Annotated in this window: 7 protein-coding genes; 3 read left to right on the top strand and 4 right to left on the bottom strand. The window is 40.7% G+C overall.

Going from position 1 to position 6263, the window contains the following annotated elements:
* Nucleotides 1-60: 60 nt before the first annotated feature.
* Complete coding sequence (locus tag B3209_RS11745) at nucleotides 61-1272, top strand: leucine-rich repeat protein (RefSeq protein WP_349681163.1); 1212 nt, start codon at nucleotides 61-63, stop codon at nucleotides 1270-1272.
* A gap of 291 nt (nucleotides 1273-1563) precedes the next feature.
* On the top strand, nucleotides 1564-2277 hold the full coding sequence (locus B3209_RS04865) for a DNA-binding domain-containing protein (protein ID WP_296690030.1): 714 nt from the start codon (nucleotides 1564-1566) through the stop codon (nucleotides 2275-2277).
* A 140-nt stretch (nucleotides 2278-2417) separates the two neighbouring features.
* Here the strand turns inward: B3209_RS04865 and B3209_RS04860 are convergent, their stop codons facing one another.
* The 3 genes from B3209_RS04860 to B3209_RS04850 form a co-directional block, all read right to left on the bottom strand.
* Nucleotides 2418-3236 (bottom strand): class I SAM-dependent methyltransferase, encoded by an 819-nt coding sequence (locus B3209_RS04860; protein ID WP_296690029.1) that lies wholly within the window; start codon nucleotides 3234-3236, stop codon nucleotides 2418-2420.
* A 113-nt stretch (nucleotides 3237-3349) separates the two neighbouring features.
* Entirely contained in the window at nucleotides 3350-3994 is a 645-nt protein-coding gene (locus B3209_RS04855; RefSeq protein ID WP_296690027.1) for a GNAT family N-acetyltransferase, read from the bottom strand.
* 295 nt (nucleotides 3995-4289) lie between these two features.
* Nucleotides 4290-5273: a TolB family protein gene (locus B3209_RS04850; RefSeq protein ID WP_295800473.1), complete on the bottom strand. Its 984-nt coding sequence runs from the start codon at nucleotides 5271-5273 to the stop codon at nucleotides 4290-4292.
* Between the two features lie 102 nt (nucleotides 5274-5375).
* Between B3209_RS04850 and B3209_RS04845 the strand changes: the two genes are divergently transcribed.
* Nucleotides 5376-5657 (top strand): helix-turn-helix domain-containing protein, encoded by a 282-nt coding sequence (locus B3209_RS04845; protein ID WP_295800470.1) that lies wholly within the window; start codon nucleotides 5376-5378, stop codon nucleotides 5655-5657.
* Between the two features lie 63 nt (nucleotides 5658-5720).
* Here B3209_RS04845 and B3209_RS04840 read toward each other — a convergent pair whose 3' ends face one another.
* Nucleotides 5721-6014: a CD3324 family protein gene (locus tag B3209_RS04840; protein WP_296690025.1), complete on the bottom strand. Its 294-nt coding sequence runs from the start codon at nucleotides 6012-6014 to the stop codon at nucleotides 5721-5723.
* Nucleotides 6015-6263 lie beyond the last annotated feature (249 nt).

The following is a 6263-nucleotide window of genomic DNA, read 5'->3' as shown; positions in this document are numbered from 1 at the left end:
TTGACTTTTTATGGGAGACAAAATGAAATTTAACACTCACTTCACTACCCCCCCCATTGGATTTTAGCCTGCATTCTAACTCTTAGCCTTGCATTCACATTCACTTCCTGTTCCAACGGCTCAAGTGGCGGCTCGGATGATGACAGCGGACAGGTAACAAATACGACAACCTCAAAAGCAATCTACACCGTAACTTTTGACGCGAACGGTGGAGCTGGCTCAATCGCAAGTGTTACCGAAGTTGGCGGAGCGGAAATCTTCCTTCCGGCAAACACCTTCACAAAAGAAGGCTACATTTTTGCAGGCTGGGCGACATCCGCAGACGGAAGCGTTTCATACTCCGACAAGGCAAAAATCACCTTAACTGAAAACATCACACTTTATGCAAAGTGGGGAATAACAGCCGCAGACGCAATCTCTGCTATCAAAAGTTTTAAAAGCAGCGAAGAACATACAGTTACCATTGCTGGTACAATCACCGCGGACAACCTTACCGCGATAACGGAAGCAATAAACAACAGCAGGGCAAAAATCAGCCTTGATCTTGGCGGCGCAACTGGCATTGATTCTATCGGCGACAGAGCGTTTAAAGACTGCGACTATTTAATAAGCATGAATATTCCAAGCAGCGTTACTTCTATCGGTGAATATGCGTTCTCTGGTTGTAGCAACTTAACAAGTGTGAGTATTCCGAATAGTGTTACTTTTATCGGTAATAGCGCGTTCAATTGTTGCACTAGATTAACAAGTATAATAATCCCGGACAGCGTTACTTCTATCGGTAATAGCGTGTTCTCTCAATGCGAAGGACTAACGAGTGTAACAATTCTAGGCAGGATTACTTCGATTGGTACGAGTACGTTCTATTATTGCGAAAGCCTATCAAGCGTGAACATTCCAAACGGCGTCACTACTATCGGTGAGGAAGCATTCTATTATTGCACCAGCTTAACAAGCATGACAATCCCAAGCAGCGTCATTTCGATTGGTAAAGGGGCATTCAATTATTGTACTAGTTTAACAAGCGTGAACATTCCAGACAATGTTACTTCTATCGGTAATAACGCGTTCAGAAATTGCAGCGGCTTAACAAGCGTAACAATTCCTAAAAGCGTTACTTCTATCAATCTTGCTGCGTTCTTTAATTGCAGCAATCTAAAAACTGTGAACTACAAGGGCTCAAAAGAGGACTGGGAAAAAATTAGAATCAACAAAGACGACAATGAGCCACTTCTGAACGCAACCATGGTTTACAATTATACCGGCGAGTAAAAGAGATTCCTGTGTCGTGGCACAGGAATGACATAAAACGACCTGCCATTGCCAGGCATAGCCCCGGTAATCCAATTCCCCATCACACCGCGCCTTTCATAAATATCCGACATTGCGATTCGGCACAGTCCGTTCGCAATCCATCCCAGTTTGTCATTGTTCGACTAAAATTTCCGTGTTAGAGCACAAGAATGACATAGAAATTACGCCGGGGAATGACATCAGCCCAAGCCGCCTCAAAAAGGAACGGGGGCGGCACAAGACCGGGGAAAATCCCCAAGGAGACACTTTATGATAAAGTACGCACTCAGAGAGAACCTGCTCACAGCCGAGCCAGACGACTACATGGCGCAGGTTACAGATTCACAAGTCTACACGCTAGACGAAATCGTTGACCGCATGACAAAAAGAGGAACCACCGTAACAAGAACCGACCTTGTGGCAATCATGCAGCTTTACGGAGAGGAATGCGCCGCAATCGTAGAAGAAGGAGGCAGCCTGAACACTCCGGTTGTCAACACATCATACAGCATAACAGGAGTTTTCACCGGGGAGGACGACAATTTTGACAAAAGCCGCCACACGATCAAGCTCAACGTAACGCCCGGCACTCTCCTAAAGGAAGCTGTAAAGAAAGCCAAGACCTCAAAAGTTGAAAGCTCCAACACCGATCCATACATCACAAAAGTTTCAGATAAGGTAAACGCAAGCACAAGTGAAATCAAGGCCGGAAGCGTCATGGAGCTCCTCGGAAGCCGCCTCAAGTTCGGCAAGGAAGACATTGAGCAGGGAGTATTCGCAGTAAGCTCATCAGACGGAAAAGCCTACCGCTGCCCTGTTGTAATCGAAAACAAGCCCGCCCGCGTCATCGTGCTTCTTGACCCAAGCGTTCCTGCCGGAGAATTCACTGTGGAAATAAGAACAAAGTTCAACGAAAAGAGCCGCCCTCTAAAAACCATGAAAACAGGCAGATTCAGAAAGACACTGACTTGCACCGCTGAATAAAAAAACACAAACTGCTGTACCAAGGCGATACATTCTCTTGTACCGCTTTGGTACACGGAAATGTACCATCCTGGTACAGCCTAATGTACCGTTGCGATACAAGGCAATGTACCAAAGCCTCACACGGTAGTGTATAGGACTTATACATTGCAATGTGTATCATTTTCAAAAATCAGTATTTTTTCTGTCATCTTGTCAACAACCGGAAGCTTCTCAAACAGCTTTAAAATCGGATGAAGCGCAATCATTCCCCTTGTAATGTTATCATCTTTTATTTTTCTAAAACCACAGGCAATATCCGCAATATCTTCAAAACTATCCGCACCAAAAATGAATTTCGCGCCCGTATTCTGAATCGATTTTTCAATTTTCTCGCGATTTACCCATCTTTTTGCAAGACATTCAAGCATGTCTGTTGCGCCACTAAAATTCTTTCGGATAATTTCAAGCATTTTTGCATTTTCTTTCCTCGTAAGATACATGCTTAATCCTTCAACCACAAAAAGAACTTTTCCGCTTACATTAATATTTTTCACCCATTCCGAATCAAGAACTGAACAGCCAACATTTACAACTCTTCCAGCCTCATTAAAAATCTCATTTCTGATTTCAATTATTTCAGGCAAATCCAGGTTGAACCACTTCAAATTGCCATTGTTCATCCTGTAAAACCGCGTATCCAGCCCACAAGCAATATTTACAACCGTGCAGCCGGGGTTTTCATAAATGAACCTTTTAACAAGCTCATCAAACACAAGAGTACGAGCAATAACGCCATCGCTCATCGTTGAGTCACTTTCCGCAAGCGAAAAATCGTAGTCAATCTTTTCTACAAGCTCAACCGCCTTCGCATCATAAAACTTATGTTCCTTGTTCTTGGAATATTTTGCACGCGCATAAAAACTCTGAAGCATAGTTTCCGCAGTACCATTCAACTTTACCTTGATTTTTTCAGACATAGCAATTTCTCCAAAATGATTCTTTGCAACTAATTATACAAAAGTTAATCAAAGCTAACAACATTCTGGAAAAATATATTTTTTGGAAGGCTTATAAGCAAACGTTCAAATCCTTACCCGAAAATCTGTCCCGGAAGCTTCAGTTTTTCTTTCGGCGGAAACTGCCTGTCGAACTCCTCTGCTTCCTTTGAGTCGATAAAATATCCGTCCGGCTCCTTGAAAGTTCCTCCTCCGGCTTCCTTTGCTTGGTCCAGAAAGCCCGGAATAAACTCGTTTATTAAAAAGTAGTCCGCATCCGGGTCGGCATGGTAGAAAACATTTTTCGTTTTTGCCACGACAAAGCCGCTTTTTCCGTAAAAGCCGATGTTGCCGGTGATTGCAAGCGCGCCGCAGCCCATTTCCTTTGCCTTTTTCATTGCGTGCCCAAGAAGAACTGTTCCGTAGCCTTTGCGCTTGAAGTTTGGCGCAATGCTGATCGGCCCGAACGTCATAATCGGAAGAGTTTTGCCGTTGTTCAGCTTGATTTCTGCCCTTGCGAACATCACGTGTCCAATCAAAACGCCGTTTTCTTCCATTATTATGTCGAGTTCCGGCACAAAGTCGCTCCTCGTGCGGAAGCTGTGCAGAACAAAATGCTCGTCGCAGCCGGGCTTGTAGACGTTCCAGAATGCCTCGCGAGTAAGGTTCTCAACCGCCCTGTAGTCCGCAGGGGTCTCGTTTCTGAAAGTGATTTTTTCCATGTCGATTTTGCTGTCCATTTTTTATCTTGTCTCCTATTCTTTTGTCATTATCCAGTTTGACCGGATGATTTTTTGTGCATAGGTTCCTGTGTCGAATCACAGGAATGACCTTTGAGATAGACTGTCCTTGCCAAAAAACTCCTTTTGTCAGCCAAGAAAATGACTTTTTCGTATGGTTTAATAATACGCCGAACCGCGCCTGTTTCCTACCTCAAACACATTTCAGAAAAAAGAATGAGAAAATCCGTTCGGGCAAAAAAATACCCTGCAAAAATGCAGGGATTTCATCATCACAAAAAATATAAAATCATTATCAATATTGAACTTTTGCTTTCCAAATATCGGTTTTGTTGTTGGCTGCCGAAATAAAGAAAATCGTATTGTCCGCACCCCAGACAGGAGTATAAACATCAACAGCACCATTTGTAAGCTGAGTTTTGTTCATTCCATCAGACGATATAAGATATAGATGTAAATTTGTCCTGGTGTTTGCAATTATTCTCCTTGCAAAACCTGAAGCCATCCTTCCTTTTGCATTTACCGGAGTCAGCTGCTCAAACAAAATATATTTTCCATTTTCTGAATAAGAAGGCAAATAACAAGGAAATTCCGCATCTTTGTAAATTTCTGTAGCCTGATTTATATCAAGATTCATTTCAAAAATTCCACCGTCACGGATAAAAACAAATTTGTTTTCAGTAGGATGCCACTTAGGACTATGACCTTCACAGATTAAAGTTATTTCAGTCCCGTCATAGTTTAACGTAGCTATTTGATATTTTCCATTTATTTTTGTTTGGCAAACAATAATATTGTTTTTTATATCAGCTCTTATATCTTCAGTTCCAATCGGAGTTCTTGTAATATAAGTTTTTCTTCCGCCTTCGATGTTCGCGCGGACTAACTTAAACTGATTATTTTCGAGCGAGGAAAAAATAAATTCCTTTCCATTTTTATTCCATGCAGGCCAATAAGAAAATGTAAGACCAAGCGGAGTTTTTGAAGGACGATTAATATCTCTAAGCAAGTACATCTGAGAATCATAATAAAAAACGGAACTGGATTCTTTTATATTTGTTATATAGCTAGTAACACTTTTATCAACTTCAACATAAAGCAGTTGTTTTCCATCCGGAGAAATTGCCATATCTGCCTTTACAGTACCATCATCTGTAACTCTTGAAACATTCTGCAAAACACTTTTGTCATAAGAAATCTGAATATCATCTGTAGAAGCGCAAGAAAAAACAACAATAGAAACTAATGCCACAGAAGCCAAAAAAAACATTCTTTTCATAAAAACCTCTTTTTCTTTTAGTCAAACATTACAATACAAAAGTATTTCTTTAAAGTCAATCAAAAATTATACAATGGTCAAAAATAAATAGACAGGTTTCTTATGCTGAATGAACAAATCCGTGAGCTTCGTAATATCCGTGGAATCAGCCAGATTCAGCTGGCAAATAAACTCGGTGTTACAAAGCAAAGCGTTTCGAACTGGGAAAATGACAATATTCTTCCGTCTATAGAAATGCTTGTGAAAATTGCGAATTTTTTTGAAGTTTCAACCGATTACCTTTTAGGACTTGAAAAAAAACGGACTTTGGACGTTGAAAATTTAACAGATATTCAGATTTCGCACATTCAGCTTATTGTTGACGATTTAAGAAATGCAAAATAAGTTAAAACAAAAAAACTGACCCCATTTATGGAGCCAGCCTTAATACGACAACTTTAGCAATGTTTAATTGAAAAAGTCTAATTCATCCGCTTTTTTTTCGCACAAGATGATTCTGTAGATTGACTTTTCGCTCAGAAAGAATTCTTGTGAAATCTCGCTGACCGAAAATCCCTCTTTGTAGTTTTTGTATATCCGCTGGTTTCGCCTTTTGTACCAGTTTTTAGAATCTTTTGATTCTCCCCAGTTTTTCCGGTTTTCGCACTTCTGCGGAATATACAAGTAAGTTCCCGCCGCGTATTCCTGAATTTTTTCAAGAAGCTCGGACGGAAGAATGTTTTTTGCTTTTACGTAGTCCATTTTTATGACGCTTTTCAAAAAGATTTGGATTTCTGATTGAACAAGCAGTAAAAGCCTTTGAAACTCAAACTGCGCCTTTACTGCCGGCGCGGCACAAGTTCCATTTTTATCGTGTTTTTTATAAGTCGCTCCTTAGAAAACAATTCGTCTTCAACTTGAAAAAATATAGCATAAAAAAATATAAAATTCTATTGGTTAGTCCAAATGTCAAATTTTAATAAGAACATTAATTTAAGTGTCATTCCCGTG

The organism is Treponema sp. UBA6852, from assembly GCA_002449305.1.
In the GTDB taxonomy this organism is placed as follows: domain Bacteria; phylum Spirochaetota; class Spirochaetia; order Treponematales; family Treponemataceae; genus Treponema_D.
Note: the sequence above shows the minus strand (reverse complement) of the source record. Positions and strands in the feature narration are given on the sequence as shown.

Excerpts from the sequence above, each read along its gene's own strand:
- B3209_RS04865 (WP_296690030.1), top strand. The coding sequence starts at position 1,564 with ATGATAAAGTACGCACTCAGAGAGAACCTGCTCACAGCCGAGCCAGAC.
- B3209_RS04860 (WP_296690029.1), bottom strand. The coding sequence starts at position 3,236 with ATGTCTGAAAAAATCAAGGTAAAGTTGAATGGTACTGCGGAAACTATG.
- B3209_RS04855 (WP_296690027.1), bottom strand. The coding sequence starts at position 3,994 with ATGGACAGCAAAATCGACATGGAAAAAATCACTTTCAGAAACGAGACC.
- B3209_RS04850 (WP_295800473.1), bottom strand. The coding sequence starts at position 5,273 with ATGAAAAGAATGTTTTTTTTGGCTTCTGTGGCATTAGTTTCTATTGTT.
- B3209_RS04845 (WP_295800470.1), top strand. The coding sequence starts at position 5,376 with ATGCTGAATGAACAAATCCGTGAGCTTCGTAATATCCGTGGAATCAGC.
- B3209_RS04840 (WP_296690025.1), bottom strand. The coding sequence starts at position 6,014 with ATGGACTACGTAAAAGCAAAAAACATTCTTCCGTCCGAGCTTCTTGAA.